Genomic DNA, 18,343 nt, shown 5'->3' with positions numbered 1-18,343 from the left:
AATTTTCGATTTGGCGAATTTCGATTGGGCCGACGCTTGGTCGGCGGATTAAAGATCCTTGCGCAGTCTTGGATCGAGCATGTCCCTAAGGCCATCGCCGACCATCTGCAGCGACAGTACGGAGAGGATGATGGCGACACCCGGAAACAGCGTCATCCAGTCGGCCTGGCCGATATACTGCCGGCCGGCGGCGATCATCGTTCCCCAGGTCGGGATCTCAGGGCTGACGCCAAGGCCGAGGAAAGACAGGCCGGCTTCGGCAAGCATGGCACTGGCGAAAAGGAACGTCGCCTGCACCAGGATCGGCGACAGCAGGTTGCGCAGGACATGCCGGGTCATGATATGGAAGGTCGAAATGCCAAGCGCCCTCGCCGCCTCGACATAAGGCAGCTCGCGAATGACCAGCGTCGATGCGCGGACAATGCGGGCAAGGCGTGGCGCATAGACGATCGACAGCGCGATGATCACCGTCGTCAACGACGGCCCGAGGGCGGCGACGAGCGCAATCGCCAGCAGAATATCGGGAAACGCCATCATCGCGTCGATCAGCCGGGCGATCGGCGTATCGAGCTTCTGGAAGAAGCCGGCAAGCAGACCGAGCGTCACGCCGATCACGGCTGACAAGGTCACGACCGCAACACCGACGAGCAGCGACAGGCGGCCGGCGAAGATCGTACGCGAAAAGACGTCGCGGCCGAACTCGTCGGTGCCGAAGAAGAACATGCCGCTCGGCGGTTTCAGCCGGTTGACGATGGAAAGCTTCGACGGCGAATAGGGCGCGACAACAGGCGCGAAGACCGCCAGAAGCACGAAGATCGTCAGGATCAGCAGGCCGCAGGCGACCGTCTTGCGTTTCAGCAGGCGCCTGGTGAATTTGCTGCCCTCACCTTCGACGGGCTTGATTGCGATATCGGCCATCAGTAGCGCACCCTCGGATCGATCAACAGATAGAGCATGTCGATCGCAAAATTGATCAGCACGTAGAGAGCGGCGATGACGAGCAGAGCCCCCTGGATGACGGGATAGTCGCGGCGCAGAACCGCGGAGACGACGAGATTGCCGACACCAGGCAGGCCGAAGACGGTCTCGGTGACGACGGCGCCTGAAATCAGCACCGCTGCCGTCAGGCCGATCACCGTCAGGATCGGGATCAGCGCATTCTTCAGCGCGTGCTTGAGGATCACCCGTCGCTCGATCAATCCCTTGGCGCGGGCGGTACGGATATAATCGTCGCCGAGCACATCGAGCATCGACGCGCGGGTGAAACGCAGGATCAGCGCCGAGGAGACGATGCCGAGCGCAAAGGCAGGCAGCGTCAGGTGATACATGCGCTCGAAGAAGGTCGAGCCCGGACCGCCATAACCCGAGACCGGGAAGAGATTGAGCCTGACGGCGAAGAACTGCATCAGGATCAGGCCGAGCCAAAAGCTCGGAATGCTGGCGGCGAACATCGCGAGCGTCGTTGCCGCCTGATCGATGAAGGAGCCGCGCCGATAAGCGGCATAAATGCCGATCGGCAGGGCGATGATGCTGGCGATTGCGAGCGAAAACAAAGTCAGGAAGAAGGTCGGCTCGGCCCGGTCGAGCAAGGCCGAGGTGACCGGCATGTTGAGGAAGATCGACTGGCCGAGATCACCTCTCAGCATCTGGCCGATATAATAGACATATTGCAGGCCTAGCGACTGATCGAGGCCGAGGCGAGCCCTGAGGTCGGCAATATCCTGCGGCGTCGCATCCGGCCCGAGCATGACGGCGGCCGGATCTCCCGGGGTCACGCGCACGATGACGAAGACGATCGTGACGACGAGAAACATCACGACGATCATGCCGAACAGGCGCTGGAGGATGTAGCGTATCATGAATACCTGGCAAACCCTTGCAGATGCTACGAAAAAGAAGACCGATACCGACCAGGGATAGCCGGTATCGGTGGCGATGCTTACTTCTTGATCGAAGCATTCCAGAAATACGGCCACGGAGCCGGATCGACGCCTTCGAGCTTGGTCGATTCCGCCGAAACGGCGTTGAAGTCGCCGATCTTCATGAAGGGTGCGTCGGCATAGATCGCCTTCTGAACATCGGCCCAGAGCGCCACGCGCTTCTTCGGATCGACTTCCGAGGTGAAGGCATCGACGGCAGCCTTGCGGGCCGGCGTATCCCACCAGCCCGGCGAGCTGGTCGAGAGCGAGCCGATCAGGGCAGGCTCCGGCAGGAAGGGGCTATGGGTGATGTAGATATCCCAGAGCTTCGGATCGGTGCGGCGCTGCGTCAGCGTCGCCCAGTCCACAACCTGCATATCGACGGTGAAGCCGGCAAGCTTCAGATATTCGGCGGCGACCTGCGCCATCTTATAGTGGAACTCATACTGGCGGCTGGTCAGGATACGGATCGGTTCGCCGTTGTAGCCGGCCTTCTTGGCGGCGGCGGCAGCCCCTTCCGGATCGGCGGCGTTATAGGCGCCCTCGACGCCGGCATCCGTCGACCAGGCAAAGGTCTTTGGATAGATGGCGCCGTCGAGCGCGTAGAAATCCGTGCTGCCGAAAGCCGCGGCCAGCATGTCTTCCATGCTGAGCGCCTGGCGGATCGCCTTGCGGACCTCGACATTCCCAGCAATACCTTCCTTCGTATTGAAGACGAAGACGGGATAACCGAAGGGCTTCAGGATGATCGGCTGCGAGGCGGTGGAGGCCTTCAGCTTGTCGTAGGATTCGACCGGGATCGAGTCGACGTAGTCGTACTGGCCGGAAACGGCAGCCTCGACGCGGGTGTTCGGATCCGGCACCGGCACGAAGCGGATCTCATCGAGATACTGGTGGCGGGCGCCGCCATAGCCATCGCTGTCGCCTTCACGTGACTTGTAGCCATCGAAGCGGACAAGCTGGATATACTGGTCGGCCTTGCGCTCCTTCAGCATGTAGGGACCGGTGCCGATGAAGTCCTTCATCGGCTCGTCCTGCTTCTCGGATGGGATGATGATGGCGGCCGAATTGTTGAAGGCGAGCAGCGAGGTCAGCGGCGCATAGGGCTGCTTCAGCGTGATCGTGACGGTTGAGGGATCGACGGCGGTGACCTTATCGATGAAGCCGGCCACCTGCTTGCCGCGCGAAGCGATCTTCATCCAGCGGCCAAGCGAGGCGACGACATCTTCCGAGGTCATATCGGTATTGTCGTGGAACTTGATGCCGGTCCTGAGCTTGATCGTATAGGTTTTGCCGTCGGCGCTGATCTCTGGCAGGCTTTCGGCGAGAAGCGGCGTAACGTTCCAGCTCCTGTCGAAGGTGTAGAGCGTTTCGAAAATGTGCTGCGTGACGATGCCGACCAGATCGGCCGTCGACGACATCGGATCGAGCGTCGGCGGCTCGCCGATCGTCGCGACATTGATGACGCCGCCTTTTTCCTGGGCAAGAAGTGTCGAAGGCAGGGCGACGAGCGCAGTGCCAAGAAGGAATGCGACCAGTGTTTTCATCTGAGGTCTCCCGTTTAGTTCCACAATTATGTAACTCATCTTTTTGTAACAGAATAGGAGATGGATCGATCCTGTCAAGCACGAGCGACGGATTATGCCCTCGGCGGATATCGGGACGCCGGAAAAACACACAATCTTCGGCTGCGCCAGCCTGCAACAAGACCGGGCATTATGCCAAGATGAGCCAATCGCCCTGCGGTGAGACTTTTAACGGAACGGGAGAACAGGATGAGCATCGATTTCAACGACGGCAAATGGCTGAACGAGCCGGCTCAATGGCGGGCGGCCGACGCCGGCCTCACCCTGACGACCGACGAAAGAACCGATTTCTGGCGGGAGACCCATTACGGCTTCACCCGCGACAGCGGCCATTTCCTCGCCTTTCCCACGGCCGACGGCTTCACTGCGCAAATCCGCGTTCAGGGCGAATTCCGCACGCTCTACGACCAGGCAGGCCTGATGGTGCGCATCGACGAAAAACGCTGGGTGAAGACGGGCGTCGAGTTCACCGACGGCGAACCCTTCCTCAGCACCGTCGTCACCGATGGCAGGTCCGACTGGTCCGTGGCCCAGCCTTTCACGGAACTCGAGGATTTCTATATCCGCGTCACCGTCGCCAAGAGCGCCATGCGCATCCAGGCCTCGCGCGACGGCAGTTTCTGGCCGCTGCTGCGGCTAGCGCCCTTCCCGGCTGCAGCGCACTACGAGGTCGGACCCACGGCCTGCACGCCGGAGCGTGGCGGACTAACGGTCCGCTTTTGCGAATTCTCGATTGGGCCGGCGACTGCCAAGGATCTGCATGACTTGAGCTAGAAGAGCGTCCTTTCGAGGCTCTACCGAAAGAACGAGATCAAATGACCGCGAGTGCAGCGCAGCACACTTGACAAAGACGAGCTGCCTGTATTTTACTCAAGCCTGCGGATTAGGCAAAAGGCCGGCCGCATTGACATGACTCCGATAGTCTCTGGGCAGTTTCGCCCCATGACGCCTCATCGCTCGATGGGACCAGCGTCGTGGGGTTTTTGATGTGGTCACTTCATGAATGACGCGCTGAAAATCGGCATCCTCTTTTCGACCACCGGGCCCTACGGCTCGATGGGCCGCGACGCCCGCGACGGCGCCGATTTTGCGATGGCCGAATATGCCGGCGTCGAAGGGCTGGCGATCGAGCCCGTCTTCTTCGATCCGCATGCCGATCTCGCCGCCTATCTCGATGGCGCGCGTCATCTTCTGCGCGCCGGCTGCCGCCATATCGTCGGCACGATCACCTCTGCGGCACGCAAGGAAGTCATCCCGCTCGTCGAGAAACATGACGGCCTGCTCTGGTACATGTGCCCTTATGAAGGTTTCGAGGCCAACGAGAACGTCATCTATGTCGGCGGCTGCCCGAACCAGCATCTGCTGCCGCTGTTCGAGCACCTGATCCCACGTTACGGCGCAAGGCCCTACCTCGTCGGCGCCAACTACGTCTGGGGCTGGGAGATGAACCGGCTCGCCCGCGAACTGATTACCAATGCCGGCGGCGAAGTGCTTGGCGAACGCTATCTTCCGCTCGAGGAAACCGCCGTCGAACGCATCGTCGCCGAGATCGCGCAGCGCCGCCCGAGCTTCATCCTCAACAATCTGATCGGCCCCTCGAGCTACGCCTTCCTGGAGGCGATCAAGGCCCTCGGTGATCGCGACCCGGCCTTTCGCGCGGAAAACTGCCCGGTGGTGAGCTGCGATCTGATGGAATGCGAGCTCGACGATATCGCCGCCGGAGCTGCTGCCGGCCAGCTGTGCGCCGCTTCCTATTTCGACAGTATCGCGACCCCCGAAAATGCCGCCTTCAAGGCCCGTGTCACTGAGCGTCACGGCGCCGAGCGGCGTGTCTCCAGCGTCTTTGCCAGCGCCTATACGGCCGTCCGGCTCTGCGTCGACGCGATCGTCGCTGCCGGCGGTGACGAGCCTGACGCCGTCCGGCGCGAGCTCTACAATCGTTCCTGGCCGACCCCGTTCGGCACGCTTTCGATCGACCGCGAGACCAATCATGCCGCCCTGCCCTTCCATCTCGGCCGGATCAACGCCGACAACGGCTTCGATGTCGTCACCTCACGGCCGCCGCTCGCCGCCGACCCCTATCTGACCGGCCGCAACCGCCAGGCCTTTCCACGGCTAAGGGTGGTGTCATGAGAGAGACACCCAATTTCACCGGCTGGCAGGCGATGGTCCTGCATCGCGAGGACGGCAACACCGAAAAGCTGATCCGCCAGCTTCGCCTGCTCGGCATCCATGCAACGCTGCAATGGGCGCCGCTTTCGGCTGCGGCACTGCCCGATCTCGTCATCGTCGATGCCGACCAGGGCTGGGACGATCTGCTGCCCTGGAACGGCGAAACGCCTGCTTGCCCCGTCGTCGCCTTGCTTGGTTCGGAAGCGCCCGGCCGCATCGCCTGGGCGCTCGGACAGGGCGCCGGCGCGATCATCGCCAAGCCGATCGCCACATCGGCCGTCTATCCGGCGCTTGTCATGGCCGTCTCCATTCATCAGGAGCGCAAGGCGACTGCGGAAAAGCTGCAATATCTCGAAGAGCGCGTCCGGCTGCGGCCGCTTGTTCACGCCGCCGTCGAAAAGCTGCAGGCCGCACACGGCATCGACGAGGAGAACGCTTACGCAATCCTGCGCAATTGCGCCATGCGCCGCCGCCTGCCGATGGAGCAGATATCAGCCTTCATCCTGGCGGGTGCCGAACCCCTGCCGGAGGCCGGCTGATGCATGTGCTGAAACAGATGATCCGCCAGCCGACGGCGCTCTTCGGCCTGATCGTCGTCACCCTCGTCATCGCGCTCGCCATCGCAGCGCCGTGGATCGCGCCGTTCAGCCCCGACGAGCAGATGTTTGACGGCCTCTCGCTCGAAGGCGCACCGCTGCCGCCGGGCGGGCCCTATCTGCTGGGCACCGACACGCTCGGCCGCGACCTCTTCTCCCGCCTGCTCTTTGGCGCCCGCACCTCGCTGATCATCGGCCTTGTCGCCAACGGCATCGCGGTGGCGATTGGCCTCCTCGTCGGCATCGTTGCCGGTTATCTCCGCGGGCTGCTGGGCAACATCCTGATGCGCTTCACCGATCTAATGATGGCCTTTCCGGCGCTGCTGCTCGCCATCGTGCTTGCCGCATTGCTGAAGCCGAGCCTCTGGATCGTCGCCATGGTGATCGCGCTCGTCAACTGGGTGCAGGTCGCCCGCATCGTCTATACCGAGACTCGCGGCCTGGTGGAGCGCGATTTCATCATGGCCGAACGCTCGCTCGGCGCCGGCCATATGCGTGTGCTCTTCATGCATATCCTGCCGCACCTCATGCCGACGGCAATCGTCTGGGGGACGCTCGGCATCGCCACCACCGTGCTGCTCGAGGCCACACTCTCCTTCCTCGGCGTCGGCGTCCAGCCACCGCAGCCCTCCTGGGGCAACATCATCTTCGAGAGCCAAAGCTATTTTCAGGCCGCCCCCTGGCTGGTCTTCATTCCCGGCGCGATCATCCTTCTGACGGCACTTTCCTTCAATCTGGTGGGCGACGCGCTGCGCGACATTCTCGACCCGACCCAGCGCGGGAGGGGCTGATGGCATCACTCATGCTCCGCAGGCTGGCGCAGGCGGCTCTGATCCTGCTCGGTGTCGCGGCGATCACCTTCGTGCTGCTCTACGCCCTTCCGGCCGACCCGGCCCGCATGATCGCCGGCCGCAGCGCCACCGCCCAGACGGTCGCCAACATCCGCCATGAACTCGGCCTCGACCAGCCGCTGCTGGTCCAGTTCGGCACCTATCTCGGCAATCTGCTGCACGGCAATCTCGGCCGCTCCTATGCGCAGAAGACCGATGTCTGGACGCTGATCGCCGCGCGCCTGCCGGCAACACTGACGCTGATGCTTGCCGGCATCTTCGTCGAGGTGGTGCTCGGCCTGACGCTCGGCACCATCGCCGCCGTGCGCCGCGGCGGCTTCGTCGACCGACTGGTGATGATGGCCTCCTTTGTCGGCACCTCGGCGCCGCAGTTCCTCGTTGCGCTTCTGCTGCTCTACCTGCTGGCGGCAACGCTCGGCTGGTTTCCGATGAGTGGCTATGGCAGCTTCTCGCATCTCGTCCTGCCTGCCGTAACACTCGGCATCTGCGGCGCCGGCTGGTACGCCCGCATGGTCCGCTCGTCGATGATCGACGTGCTAAACCAGGATTATGTCCGCACGGCGCGCGCCAAGGGCCTTTCCTCGAAGCGAGTCATCCTGCGCCACGCATTGCCCAACGCCGTACTGCCCATCATCGCCATGATCGGCATCGATATCGGTCAGTTCATGGGCGGCGTGGTCGTGGTCGAGGCGGTCTATGGCTGGCCCGGCATCGGCCAGCTCGCCTGGCAGGCGATCCAGCAAGTCGACATCCCGATCATCATGGGCGTCACGCTGACCTCGGCACTTGCCATCATCATCGGCAACCTGCTTGCCGATCTCGTCGCGCCGGTCATCGATCCGCGCATCCGCACACGCTGACAGCAACCAAAGAAGGGGAACCAAGATGTTCAAACGCTGGATGCAACAGACGACCATGGCAACGATGGTGGCGCTCGCTCCATTGTCCGTCATGGCTGATGAAACGCCCAAGCAGGGCGGCGATATCGTCGTCACCTACAAGGACGACATCACCACGCTCGACCCGGCGATCGGCTACGACTGGGTCAACTGGTCGATGATCAAGAGCCTCTATTCCCGCCTGATGGACTATACGCCCGGCACGCCGAACCCGGTTCCCTCGCTTGCCGAAAGCTTCACCGTTTCGCCCGACGGCATGACCTATACCTTCAAGCTGCACAAGGGCGTGAAGTTCTCGAACGGCCGCGAACTCGTCGCCTCCGACGTGAAATATTCGATCGAACGCGCCGTCGACCCGAAGACTCAAGGCCCCGGCGCCGGCTTCTTCGGCGCGATCAAGGGCTTCGAGGATGAAACCGCCGGCAAGACGACGACGCTCTCCGGCATCGAGACGCCCGATGACAGCACCGTCATCTTCAACCTCTCGCGCCCCGACGCCACCTTCCTGCACGTGCTTGCGATCAACTTCGCCTCGGTCGTGCCGAAGGAAGCCGTCGAGGCCGCCGCCGGCGACTTCGGCAAGAAGCCGGTCGGCTCCGGCACCTTCATCCTGAAGGACTGGACGATCGGCCAGCAGCTCGTTTTCGAGCGCAACAAGGATTATTTCGTCAAGGGCGTTCCCTATATCGACAGCTTCAAGGTCGAGGTCGGCCAGGAGCCGCTGGTGGCGCTCTTGCGCCTGCAGAAGGGCGAGGTCGATATTGCCGGCGACGGCATTCCGCCGGCAAAGTTCCTCGAAATCAAGAATTCGGCAGACGGCGCGCAGATGATCGTCGACGGCGAACAGCTGCACACCGGCTACATCACGCTGAACACCAAGGTAAAGCCCTTCGACAATGTCAAGGTTCGCCAGGCGTTGAACATGGTGATCAACAAGGATCGCATCACCCGCATCCTCAACGGCCGCGCAACGCCGGCCAACCAGCCGCTGCCGCCGCTGATGCCGGGCTACGACAAGGCCTTCACCGGCTATGCCTATGACGTGGCGAAAGCCAAGGCGCTGCTTGCCGAAGCCGGCTATCCCGACGGCTTCGAGACCGTGCTCTACTCCACCAATACCGACCCGCAGCCGCGCATCGCCCAGGCGATCCAGCAGGATCTGGCCGCCGTCGGTGTCAAGGCCGAAGTCCGGGCGCTGGCCCAGGCAAACGTCATCTCGGCGGGCGGCACGGAAGGCGAAGCGCCGATGATCTGGTCGGGCGGCATGGCCTGGATCGCCGACTTCCCGGACCCGTCCAACTTCTACGGCCCGATCCTCGGCTGCGCCGGCGCGGTTCCGGGCGGCTGGAACTGGTCATGGTACTGCAACGCCGATCTCGACAAGCGCGCCGTTGCCGCCGACTCCATGTCCGATCCGGCAAAGGCGGCCGAGCGCACCGCCGCCTGGGGCAAGATCTTCACAGACATCATGGCCGATGCGCCGTGGATCCCCGTCATCAACGAACGCCGCGTCGTCGCCAAGTCGCTGCGTATGGGCGGTGCTGACAACATCTACATCGATCCGACCCGCGTCATCAATTACGACGCGATCTACGTCAAGCAATAAGCCCTGAAGAAACAAAGCCTTCCCGGTCCCGGCCGGGAAGGCGTCATAAAATTGAGGGAGACATGACATGTGCATCGCCTGCACCCATACCATCCACCGCGCCCAGCATAATTTCGGCTGGAACAAGGATTTCGCCCCCGCCGTCGTCGCCAAGCCTGGCGAGACGATCCACTTCGAATGCATGGATTCATCAGGTGGCCAGCTCGGAAGCGACGCGACGCTCGAAACGCTGAACGCGCTTGATTTCGGCAAGATCAACCCGGTCTCCGGCCCGGTCTATATCGAAGGCGCAGAGCCCGGCGATGCGCTGAAGGTGACGCTACGCAAGTTCATTCCGTCGGGCATCGGCTGGACGGCCAACATTCCAGGCTTCGGCCTGCTTGCCGACCAGTTCAAGGATCCGGCGCTGCACGTCTGGTCTTATGACGCCAACAGTATGGTGCCCGCCCTTTACGGCCCGGGCGGTCGCGTGCCGCTGAAGCCCTTCGCCGGCACGATCGGCGTCGCGCCTGCCGAGCCCGGCACCCACTCCGTCGTTCCCCCACGTCGCGTCGGCGGCAACATGGACATCCGCGACTTGACGGCCGGGGTGACGCTCTACCTGCCTGTCGAGGTCGACGGCGCGCTGTTTTCGATCGGTGATACCCATGCCGCCCAGGGCGATGGCGAAGTCTGCGGCACGGCGATCGAAAGCCAGATGAACGTCGAAGCGACGATCGAGCTCGTCAAGGACGCCAAGCTCCAGACACCGCGCTTCACTACGACCGAACCGGTCACCCGCCATCTCGACGGCGCCGGCTACGAGGTCACGACAGGCATCGGCCCTGACCTGATGACCGGGGCGCGCGAAAGCGTCATGCGCATGATCGATCTTCTCGGCGCCGAACATGGCATGAGCGCCATCGATGCCTATCTGCTCTGCTCGGTCTGCGGCGATCTGCGCATCAGCGAGATCGTCGACCAGCCGAACTGGGTGGTTTCCTTCTACTTCCCGAGGATCGTGTTCGCGTGAACGACGCCATGCCCGCCGCAGAACCGGTGCTCAGCCTTCGCAATCTGAGCGTCGATGCCCGCACACCCGAAGGCCGCAAGCCGGTGCTGCAGGATGTCAGCTTCGCGCTTGCAAGCGGCGAAACGCTCTGCATTGCCGGCGAATCCGGCTCCGGCAAATCGGTCACCTCGCTGTCGATCATGGGGCTCTTGCCGAAAGCCTCGCTGCGGGTCGCCTCCGGCAGCGTGCTGCTTGGCGAGCGCGACCTGCTCACGCTTTCCGACCGGGCGATGCGCAGCGTCCGTGGCGGCGATATCGCCATAGTGTTCCAGGAACCGATGACCTCGCTCAACCCGGTCATGTCGGTCGGCAACCAGCTGACCGAAGCAATCCGCGCGCACCAGGGCAGCGACAATGCCGAGGCGGTGGCGCTGAAGATGCTCGATGCCGTGCAGATCACCGAGCCGGCCCGGCGGCTGAAGCAATATCCGCACGAGCTTTCCGGCGGCATGCGCCAGCGGGTGATGATCGCCATGGCGCTCTCCTGCCGGCCGAAGGTGCTGATCGCCGACGAGCCGACGACGGCGCTCGACGTCACCGTGCAGGCGCAAATCCTCAAGCTGATGCGTCAGTTGAAGCGCGAATTCGGCGCCTCGATCATCCTCATCACTCACGACATGGGCGTCGTCGCCGAAATGGCCGACCGCGTCGTCATCATGCAGAACGGCAGGATCGTCGAGCAGGGAACGGCGCTCGCCATCTTCCAGCGGCCGAAGGAGGCTTATACGCAGCAATTGCTGGCCGCCGTCCCGCGGCTCGGCGCGCTTGCCGGCACCGACCGTCCGCCGCGCATCACCCAGCGCGCCGTCGAGACACTGCATCCGGACCGCACGCCGGTGCTGAACGTGCGCGACCTCACCGTCACCTATGGCAATGCCGCAAGCCGGTTTTTCAAGGGCAAGCCGCCGGTCGCAGCCGTCGATGGCGTTTCCTTCGATATCCTTCCGGGTGAAACGCTCGGCCTCGTCGGCGAAAGCGGCTCCGGCAAATCGACGACGGGCAAGGCCGTGCTCGGTCTCATCCCCTTCCAGGGCAACGTGCTGATCGACGGGCGCAATATCGCCGGCCTCAGCCAGCGCGAAATGCGCCCCGTGCGCCGCTCGGCGCAGATGATCTTCCAGGATCCCTATGCCTCGCTCGACCCGCGCATGGCCGTCGGCAAGGCGATCGGCGAACCGATGCTCATCCACGGCATCGGCAACCACGGTGAACGGCAGGACCGCGTCGCCGAACTGTTGCGCCGGGTCGGCCTGACGCCTGATGCAGCGACGCGCTATCCACACGAATTTTCAGGCGGCCAGCGCCAGCGCATCTGCATTGCCCGGGCGCTAGCGCTGGAGCCGAAGCTGATCGTCGCCGACGAAAGCGTCGCGGCGCTTGACGTCTCCGTTCGCGCCCGGGTGCTCGACCTGCTGCTCGAACTGCAGGAAACGATGGGGCTCGCCTATCTCTTCATCTCCCACGACATGGCGGTGGTCGAGCGCATGTCGCACAACGTCGCCGTCATGCGCGCCGGCCACATCATCGAAACCGGCACACGGCGGGATATCTTCGAAAACCCGAGAGATGACTACACCCGCGCGCTGATCGCCGCGGTTCCGATCCCCGATCCGGAGGTCTATCGCGGCAAGGAAGCGCATGCGTGATTGAAGGTTTGAGACTGACTAAAATGTCGACGAGGAGCGCCTCGTCGGCTGACCGCGTTTCGTAAAAGAGACGCGCGCCGCGTCGGTCGCAGGATTGTCATTTTCGGGGTGACATCAGCCCCGTTCTCTGCGAAAAAGAGCGCGATGAGAGACAGGGGCGCCCGTCGACAGACGGGCTGAGAAGCACCCTTCGAACCTGAACCGGATAATGCCGGCGGAGGGAGTCGCTCGGGGTCGCGGCATCGCCCGCACGAACCGCCCCGTGCCCGCCCCCGCCTGAAAGGGGCCATATGCAGACCAAGACCACACCCGGAGCGATGCTGAAGGCGATGCGCGAGAAGCCGCCGCTCGTTCAGTGCATCACCAATTACGTCGCCATGAACATTGCCGCAAATGTTCTGCTTGCATCAGGCGCCTCGCCCGCCATGGTGCATGCCGCTGAAGAAGCCGGCGAGTTCGCCGGGATCGCCAGTGCGCTGACCATCAATATCGGCACGCTGTCGACGCAATGGATCGACGGCATGCAGGCAGCGGCGAAGGCGGCGACATCCGCCGGCAAACCCTGGGTGCTCGATCCGGTCGCGCATTATGCGACGGCTTTCCGCCGTAACGCCGTCGCCGACCTCCTGGCGCTGCGTCCGACCATCATCCGCGGCAACGCTTCCGAAATTATAGCGCTGGCCGGCGGAGAGAGCCGCGGCCAGGGCGTCGACAGCCGCGACCCGGTCGAACAGGCGGAAGGTTCGGCGCGATGGCTCGCTGAGCGGCAGCGGGCGGTCGTTGCCGTTACCGGCGCGGTTGATTTCGTCACCGACGGCGAGCGGGCCGTGCGCATCGAAGGCGGATCGGCCTTGATGCCGCAGGTCACAGCGCTCGGCTGCTCGCTCACCTGCCTCGTCGGCGCCTTTGCCGCGACGGCACCTGAGGATATCTTCGGCGCGACGGTTGCGGCACTTGCAACCTTCGCCATCGCCGGCGAGGAGGCCGCACTTGGAGCGGCCGGGCCCGGCTCCTTCTCCTGGCGCTTCCTCGATGCGCTGGCCGCGCTCGACGCCGAAACGCTTGACGCCAGGGCAAGGATATCAGCGGCATGAAGGCTTTCGACCTTTCGCTCTATCTCGTCCTCGACCCCGATCTTTGCGCCGGGATCGGCATGGTCGAAACTGCGCGCCTTGCCATTGCCGGCGGCGCCACCATGGTGCAACTGCGCGTCAAACATGCCGGCACCATCGGGATGATCGAGACCGGCCGCGCCCTGAAACAGGCATTGGATGGAACCGGCGCCCTCCTCATCGTCAACGACGATGTCGAGGCGGCCATCGCCATCGGCGCTGACGGGTTGCATATCGGCCAGGAGGACATGGATGCGATGAGAGCGCGGACGATGATCGGCCCCGACATGATCCTTGGCCTGTCGGTCGAGAGCGAGGCGCTTGCGAACGCGGTCGACCCTGATCTCGTCGACTACACGGGCGTCGGGCCAGTGTTTGCGACGCCGACCAAGGCCGACCACAAGCAGCCGATCGGCTTTGACGGCCTTGCAAGGCTGGTGAAGGCCTCGCCGGTGCCGTCCGTCGCTATCGGCGGGCTCAAGGCGGATCATGTCGCCCAGGTGTTCGCCGCCGGCGCCAGCGGGCTTGCCGTTGTCTCCGCCATCTGCGGCACGCCCGACCCCGAAGCGGCCACGCGCCGCATCGCTGCAGAAATCCGAAAGGCCCGCGCATGATCCGCAACGTTCTCTCGATCGCCGGCTCCGATCCCTCCGGCGGCGCCGGCATCCAGGCGGATCTCAAGGCTTTTTCCGCCCGCGGCGTCTACGGCATGGCGGTGCTGACCGCGCTGACGGCGCAGAACACGCAAGGCGTCAGCGGCGTGCATCTGGTGCCGCCGCAATTCGTCGCCGACCAGATCAATGCCGTCTTTGCCGATGTCCGCGTCGACGCCGTCAAGATCGGCATGATCGCCAATGCTGGCATCGCCGAAGCCGTTGCCGGTGCGCTGACTGACCACCGCGACATTCCGATCGTTATCGACCCGGTCATGATCGCCAAGGGTGGAGCCGCTCTGCTCGCGCCCGAAGCGGTCGACGTACTGACCCGCCGGCTGCTGCCGCTTGCCACGCTGCTGACCCCGAACCTGCCCGAAGCCGCCGCCCTACTGCACCAGCCGGTCGCGACAAACCGGGCGGAGATGGCGGCGCAGGCCGAGCGCTTGCGGGCGCTTGGACCGGCCGCAGTGCTGGTCAAGGGCGGCCATCTCGACAGCGACGAGAGCCCTGACGTGCTTGCCACTGCCGCCGGCCTGCACTGGTTCGAAGCCAGGCGCGTGCCGACCAAGAACACCCATGGCACCGGCTGTACGCTCTCCAGCGCCCTGACGGCCGAGCTCGCCAAGGGCGCCTCGGCGCAAGAGGCCGTCGCCATCGCCAAGGAGTATCTCGCCGGCGCGGTCGCGGCATCAGGACACCTAAGCGTCGGCTCCGGCCACGGCCCGGTGCAGCATTTTCATGCGCTTTGGGAAGACGGCGAATAGGCGCTCGTTCCACCAATATTCCGCCAATCGACAACGGCCCGGCCTTCCCGGGCCGTTTTTGTGTCCGGCACCTACTTTGCGTCGAAACCGCGGAGGGCGGCGGCGGGTCGCGCCTTTGGCCGTTTGAAAAACCTTGTTGACAAGCCCGGCCAGATAGCCAAGTCTATGACACTAAAAGGGGATATGTTCCGCAATAACGGAATAACTGGAGGAGTGACGGGTGCCAGACCTGCTTGTGAGCCTATATTCCACTGAGCTCGCCGACCTGAAACAGAAGGCCGGCGATGTCGGCGTCTCCATCCGTCCGGCCCTCCCCCCGGAACTGCATCTTATCGTCAGCTGGGTTCGCGAACGGTTCAGCGAGAACTGGGCAAGCGAAGTCGCGGTCGCCTTCTCCCGCCAGCCCGTTGCCTGCCTGATATCAGTCGAAAACGGCAAGCTCCTGGGCTTTGCCTGCTATGACACGACGGCGCGCGGCTTCTTCGGCCCGACCGGCGTCGATCCCGACGCCCGCGGCAAGGGCATCGGGCTCGCCCTCTTTTCCGCCTGCCTTCAGACCATGAAGACGCTCGGCCACGCCTATGCCTTCATCGGCGATGCCGGCCCGGTCGATTTCTACGCCAGGACCGCAGGTGCAACCATCATCCCCGCCCCCGACAAGGGCATCTACGAAGGCATGCTGAGAAGCACGCCGAAATGACCATCTGATCCCGGAGTTACAGAATTGTCCTCGACCCCGCTCGCCCTTTTCGTCGGCCTTCCGAATCCCACTATTTCGGATGATGAATTCGCCCTCTTTCGCGAAACCAATCCGCTCGGCCTCTTCGTCGGCCGGCGCAATCAGCGCGAGCCGGAGCAGACGAGGCGCCTGATCGACCGCTTCCGCGAAGCCGTCGGCCGCGACGACGCGCCTGTCTTCACCGACCAGGAAGGCGGCCGCGTTCAGCATCTCGATGCCGGCCCCTGGCCGCTCTTCCGCAGTTTCGGCCAGTTTTCCGAACTTGCACGCCGCGATTTCGATCTCGGCAAAAAAGCACTGCGCCTTTCCTCCCAGGCCATGGGCGCGATGATGACGGAACTCGGCCTTTCCAGCGGCTGCTCGCCCGTTCTCGACCTCGTCTTCGAGACGACGAGTGCGGTCATCGGCGCCCGCTCCTTCGCCCCTGATCCCGATTTCGTCGCTGCCCTCGGCCGCGAGGTGGTCGATGGCCTGCTCGAGACCGGCAACATGCCTGTCATCAAACATATTCCCGGCCATGGCCGGGCGACGCTCGACTCCCACAAGGAGCGTCCGGTCGTCAATGCCAGCCGTGAGACGCTCACCGCCACCGACTTCAAGCCCTTCGTGGCACTGAAGGATACGCCCTGGGCCATGGTCGCCCATGTCGTCTACTCGGCCTATGACGCTGAGCTGCCGGCGTCGGTCTCGCCTGTTATGCACGACGTGATCCGCAACGACATGGGCTATGAGGGCGTGCTGATTTCCGACTGCATCTTCATGCAGTCGCTCTCCGGCACCCTGCCGGAACGCGTCAAACAGGTGCTCGACGCAGGTTACGACATTGCGCTCCACAGCCACGGCGACATTCCGGAAAGCGAAGCCGCCGCCAAGGCCGCCCGCCCGCTGACGGAAGCCGCCCTCAAGCGCATCGCCGCCGGCAAGGCCCGCCTCGGCAATCTCAAGATCGATGTCCGCGCCGCCCATGCGGAAGTCGAAGACATGTTTGCAAGCGCGTTGGTCTCCTGACCGGCACCTCATCTCTCACCGCATAAGAAAAGGGGAATAAGACATGAAAAAATATCTTCTTGCCGCCGCCGCACTAACGCTGCTTTCGGGATCTGCCATGGCGCAAACGATCCTCACAGTGAATATCGAACCGGCGACGACCTGGGTCCGCAACTTCAATCCGTTCAACCAGACCTCGTCGCGCCAGTCCACGCTCGACTTCATCTACGAGCCGCTGGTCGTCTTCAATCGCTTCGACAGCAACAAGCCGGTCTATCGCCTGGCCGAAAGCTTCAAGCTCTCCGACGACCTGAAGAGCATCGATTTCAAGCTGCGCCCGAACCTGAAATGGTCGGACGGTAAGCCGCTGACCGCAGCCGACGTCAAGTTCACCTATGATTACCTGAAGAAATTTCCGGCGCTCGACTTCGTCAGCATCTGGACCTTCATCACCGATATCAAGGCCGTCGACGGCCAGACGGTGCGCTTCACGCTCGCCAATCCGAGCTCGCTTGCGGCCGAGCAGATCTCGCAATTGCCGATCGTTCCGGAACATGTGTGGAAGGACGTCGCTGATCCGGTGACCTTCGCCAACGAGACCCCTGTTGGCAGCGGCCCGCTGACGGAGGTGCCGCGCTTCACCGGCCAGACCTACGACCAGTGTCGCAACCCGAATTACTGGGACAACGAGCACCTGAAGGTCGATTGCATGCGCTTCCCGCAGCTTGCCGACAACAATCAGATGCTGACGGCAACGGCCGACGGCACGCTCGACTGGGGCGTCTCCTTCATTCCCGATATCGACAATGTCTATGTTTCCAAGGACCCGGCGCATTTCCACTACTGGTATTCGCCAAGCAGCATGGTCGCCTTCCTGTTCAACCTGGAAACGGCGAACGAGAACAACAAGAAGGCCTTCAACGACCTGAAGTTCCGCCGTGCCGTCTCGATGGCGCTCGACCGCAAGACGATGATCGACGTCGCCGGCTACGGCTATCCGACGCTGAACGAAGACCCCGGCCTGATGGGCGAGCTTTACAAGAGCTGGGCGGACCCATCCGTCAAGGCCGACTTCGGCAAGTTCGCAACCTATGATGCCGATGCTGCCAAGGCCTTGCTCGACGAGGCGGGCTACAACGACAAGGACGGCGACGGCTTCCGCGACAATCCCGACGGCACCAAGATCTCCTTCTCGATCATCGTCCCGAGCGCCTGGACGGACTGGATCGATACCGTCAACCTCGCGGTCGAGGGCATGCAGGCGGTCGGGATCGACGCCAAGATCGAAACGCCGGAGGAAGCAGTCTGGACCGGCAACCTCATCAACGGCACCTTCGATGCGGCGATCAACAGCCTGCCGGCATCGGCTTCGCCCTATTACCCCTACAAGCGCGCTTTCAGTGCTTCGGATAAGGGCAAGACCCGCTTCACCGCGCAGCGCTGGTTCAATCCGGAGGTCGAGAAACTCGTCACCGAGTTCACCCATACCGCCGACCTTGCCAAGCAGAAGGACGCGATGAACAAGGCGCAACGCATCGTAGCCGAAAACATGCCTGTCATTCCGGTGTTCAACAATCCGAACTGGTATCAGTACAACACCAAGCGCTTCACCGGCTGGTCGACCAAGGAAAACCCCTTCGTCAATCCGTCGATCTCGCGGACCAATCCGGCACGCCTGCTGAACCTGCTGGCCCTCGAGCCGGTGAAGTAAGCATCGCAATCCTCGGGAGCGGCGTAAAGCGCCGCTTCCGTCACGACG

Annotated in this window: 17 protein-coding genes and 1 riboswitch; of the genes, 14 read left to right on the top strand and 3 right to left on the bottom strand. The window is 63.3% G+C overall.

Features of this window, described 5'->3' with window-relative positions; all coding sequences use genetic code 11:
- Positions 1-48 precede the first annotated feature (48 nt).
- From AC25BC_RS29995 to AC25BC_RS29985, 3 genes are all read right to left on the bottom strand, one after another.
- Entirely contained in the window at positions 49-918 is an 870-nt protein-coding gene (locus AC25BC_RS29995; protein ID WP_012763231.1) for an ABC transporter permease, read from the bottom strand.
- Positions 918-1,859 (bottom strand): ABC transporter permease, encoded by a 942-nt coding sequence (locus AC25BC_RS29990; protein WP_003547937.1) that lies wholly within the window; start codon positions 1,857-1,859, stop codon positions 918-920. Before AC25BC_RS29990 ends, AC25BC_RS29995 begins: the two co-directional genes overlap by 1 nt.
- 80 nt (positions 1,860-1,939) lie before the next feature.
- Positions 1,940-3,466, bottom strand: a complete 1,527-nt coding sequence (locus AC25BC_RS29985) for an ABC transporter substrate-binding protein (RefSeq protein WP_128438672.1) — start codon at positions 3,464-3,466, stop codon at positions 1,940-1,942.
- A 228-nt stretch (positions 3,467-3,694) separates the two neighbouring features.
- Between AC25BC_RS29985 and AC25BC_RS29980 the strand changes: the two genes are divergently transcribed.
- The 14 genes from AC25BC_RS29980 to AC25BC_RS29915 all read left to right on the top strand — a co-directional run bounded on the left by AC25BC_RS29980 (position 3,695) and on the right by AC25BC_RS29915 (position 18,295).
- Positions 3,695-4,279, top strand: a complete 585-nt coding sequence (locus tag AC25BC_RS29980; protein WP_128438671.1) for a DUF1349 domain-containing protein — start codon at positions 3,695-3,697, stop codon at positions 4,277-4,279.
- 225 nt (positions 4,280-4,504) lie between these two features.
- Complete coding sequence (locus AC25BC_RS29975; RefSeq protein ID WP_128438670.1) at positions 4,505-5,638, top strand: transporter substrate-binding protein; 1,134 nt, start codon at positions 4,505-4,507, stop codon at positions 5,636-5,638.
- Complete coding sequence (locus AC25BC_RS29970) at positions 5,635-6,216, top strand: ANTAR domain-containing response regulator (RefSeq protein ID WP_128438669.1); 582 nt, start codon at positions 5,635-5,637, stop codon at positions 6,214-6,216. Before AC25BC_RS29975 ends, AC25BC_RS29970 begins: the two co-directional genes overlap by 4 nt.
- A complete protein-coding gene (locus AC25BC_RS29965; RefSeq protein ID WP_128407229.1) occupies positions 6,216-7,064 on the top strand; it encodes an ABC transporter permease in 849 nt (282 codons plus the stop codon). Before AC25BC_RS29970 ends, AC25BC_RS29965 begins: the two co-directional genes overlap by 1 nt.
- The gene (locus tag AC25BC_RS29960; protein WP_024320038.1) at positions 7,064-7,984 is read left to right on the top strand and encodes an ABC transporter permease; all 921 of its coding nucleotides are present in this window, start codon (positions 7,064-7,066) and stop codon (positions 7,982-7,984) included. Before AC25BC_RS29965 ends, AC25BC_RS29960 begins: the two co-directional genes overlap by 1 nt.
- 25 nt (positions 7,985-8,009) lie before the next feature.
- Positions 8,010-9,629, top strand: coding sequence for an ABC transporter substrate-binding protein (locus tag AC25BC_RS29955; RefSeq protein WP_128438668.1), 1,620 nt, complete (start codon positions 8,010-8,012; stop codon positions 9,627-9,629).
- A 67-nt stretch (positions 9,630-9,696) separates the two neighbouring features.
- Positions 9,697-10,641: an acetamidase/formamidase family protein gene (locus AC25BC_RS29950; protein ID WP_128438667.1), complete on the top strand. Its 945-nt coding sequence runs from the start codon at positions 9,697-9,699 to the stop codon at positions 10,639-10,641.
- A complete protein-coding gene (locus AC25BC_RS29945; RefSeq protein WP_128438666.1) occupies positions 10,638-12,326 on the top strand; it encodes an ABC transporter ATP-binding protein in 1,689 nt (562 codons plus the stop codon). Before AC25BC_RS29950 ends, AC25BC_RS29945 begins: the two co-directional genes overlap by 4 nt.
- 143 nt (positions 12,327-12,469) lie before the next feature.
- Positions 12,470-12,566: riboswitch (TPP riboswitch) on the top strand.
- 50 nt (positions 12,567-12,616) lie between these two features.
- Positions 12,617-13,420 carry a hydroxyethylthiazole kinase gene (gene thiM / locus AC25BC_RS29940; protein ID WP_012763240.1) on the top strand — a complete coding sequence of 268 codons (804 nt, stop codon included), beginning with the start codon at positions 12,617-12,619 and terminating at the stop codon, positions 13,418-13,420.
- Positions 13,417-14,052, top strand: coding sequence for a thiamine phosphate synthase (gene thiE, locus AC25BC_RS29935; protein ID WP_017996442.1), 636 nt, complete (start codon positions 13,417-13,419; stop codon positions 14,050-14,052). Before thiM ends, thiE begins: the two co-directional genes overlap by 4 nt.
- Positions 14,049-14,858: a bifunctional hydroxymethylpyrimidine kinase/phosphomethylpyrimidine kinase gene (gene thiD, locus AC25BC_RS29930; protein WP_128438665.1), complete on the top strand. Its 810-nt coding sequence runs from the start codon at positions 14,049-14,051 to the stop codon at positions 14,856-14,858. Before thiE ends, thiD begins: the two co-directional genes overlap by 4 nt.
- A gap of 220 nt (positions 14,859-15,078) precedes the next feature.
- Entirely contained in the window at positions 15,079-15,558 is a 480-nt protein-coding gene (locus AC25BC_RS29925; protein WP_128438664.1) for a GNAT family N-acetyltransferase, read from the top strand.
- A 24-nt stretch (positions 15,559-15,582) separates the two neighbouring features.
- On the top strand, positions 15,583-16,605 hold the full coding sequence (locus AC25BC_RS29920) for a glycoside hydrolase family 3 N-terminal domain-containing protein (protein ID WP_017996445.1): 1,023 nt from the start codon (positions 15,583-15,585) through the stop codon (positions 16,603-16,605).
- A 43-nt stretch (positions 16,606-16,648) separates the two neighbouring features.
- A complete protein-coding gene (locus AC25BC_RS29915) occupies positions 16,649-18,295 on the top strand; it encodes an ABC transporter substrate-binding protein (protein WP_017996446.1) in 1,647 nt (548 codons plus the stop codon).
- Positions 18,296-18,343: the final 48 nt, after the last annotated feature.

The sequence above is a fragment of the Rhizobium sp. WSM409 genome (assembly GCF_057653825.1).
This window is presented reverse-complemented; position numbering and strand designations above follow the sequence as displayed.

What these genes read in the sequence shown, in the direction of transcription:
- AC25BC_RS29995 (WP_012763231.1), bottom strand. Translation starts at nt 918, where the DNA reads ATGGCCGATATCGCAATCAAGCCCGTCGAAGGTGAGGGCAGCAAATTC.
- AC25BC_RS29990 (WP_003547937.1), bottom strand. Translation starts at nt 1,859, where the DNA reads ATGATACGCTACATCCTCCAGCGCCTGTTCGGCATGATCGTCGTGATG.
- AC25BC_RS29985 (WP_128438672.1), bottom strand. Translation starts at nt 3,466, where the DNA reads ATGAAAACACTGGTCGCATTCCTTCTTGGCACTGCGCTCGTCGCCCTG.
- AC25BC_RS29980 (WP_128438671.1), top strand. Translation starts at nt 3,695, where the DNA reads ATGAGCATCGATTTCAACGACGGCAAATGGCTGAACGAGCCGGCTCAA.
- AC25BC_RS29975 (WP_128438670.1), top strand. Translation starts at nt 4,505, where the DNA reads ATGAATGACGCGCTGAAAATCGGCATCCTCTTTTCGACCACCGGGCCC.
- AC25BC_RS29970 (WP_128438669.1), top strand. Translation starts at nt 5,635, where the DNA reads ATGAGAGAGACACCCAATTTCACCGGCTGGCAGGCGATGGTCCTGCAT.
- AC25BC_RS29965 (WP_128407229.1), top strand. Translation starts at nt 6,216, where the DNA reads ATGCATGTGCTGAAACAGATGATCCGCCAGCCGACGGCGCTCTTCGGC.
- AC25BC_RS29960 (WP_024320038.1), top strand. Translation starts at nt 7,064, where the DNA reads ATGGCATCACTCATGCTCCGCAGGCTGGCGCAGGCGGCTCTGATCCTG.
- AC25BC_RS29955 (WP_128438668.1), top strand. Translation starts at nt 8,010, where the DNA reads ATGTTCAAACGCTGGATGCAACAGACGACCATGGCAACGATGGTGGCG.
- AC25BC_RS29950 (WP_128438667.1), top strand. Translation starts at nt 9,697, where the DNA reads ATGTGCATCGCCTGCACCCATACCATCCACCGCGCCCAGCATAATTTC.
- thiM (WP_012763240.1), top strand. Translation starts at nt 12,617, where the DNA reads ATGCAGACCAAGACCACACCCGGAGCGATGCTGAAGGCGATGCGCGAG.
- thiE (WP_017996442.1), top strand. Translation starts at nt 13,417, where the DNA reads ATGAAGGCTTTCGACCTTTCGCTCTATCTCGTCCTCGACCCCGATCTT.
- thiD (WP_128438665.1), top strand. Translation starts at nt 14,049, where the DNA reads ATGATCCGCAACGTTCTCTCGATCGCCGGCTCCGATCCCTCCGGCGGC.
- AC25BC_RS29915 (WP_017996446.1), top strand. Translation starts at nt 16,649, where the DNA reads ATGAAAAAATATCTTCTTGCCGCCGCCGCACTAACGCTGCTTTCGGGA.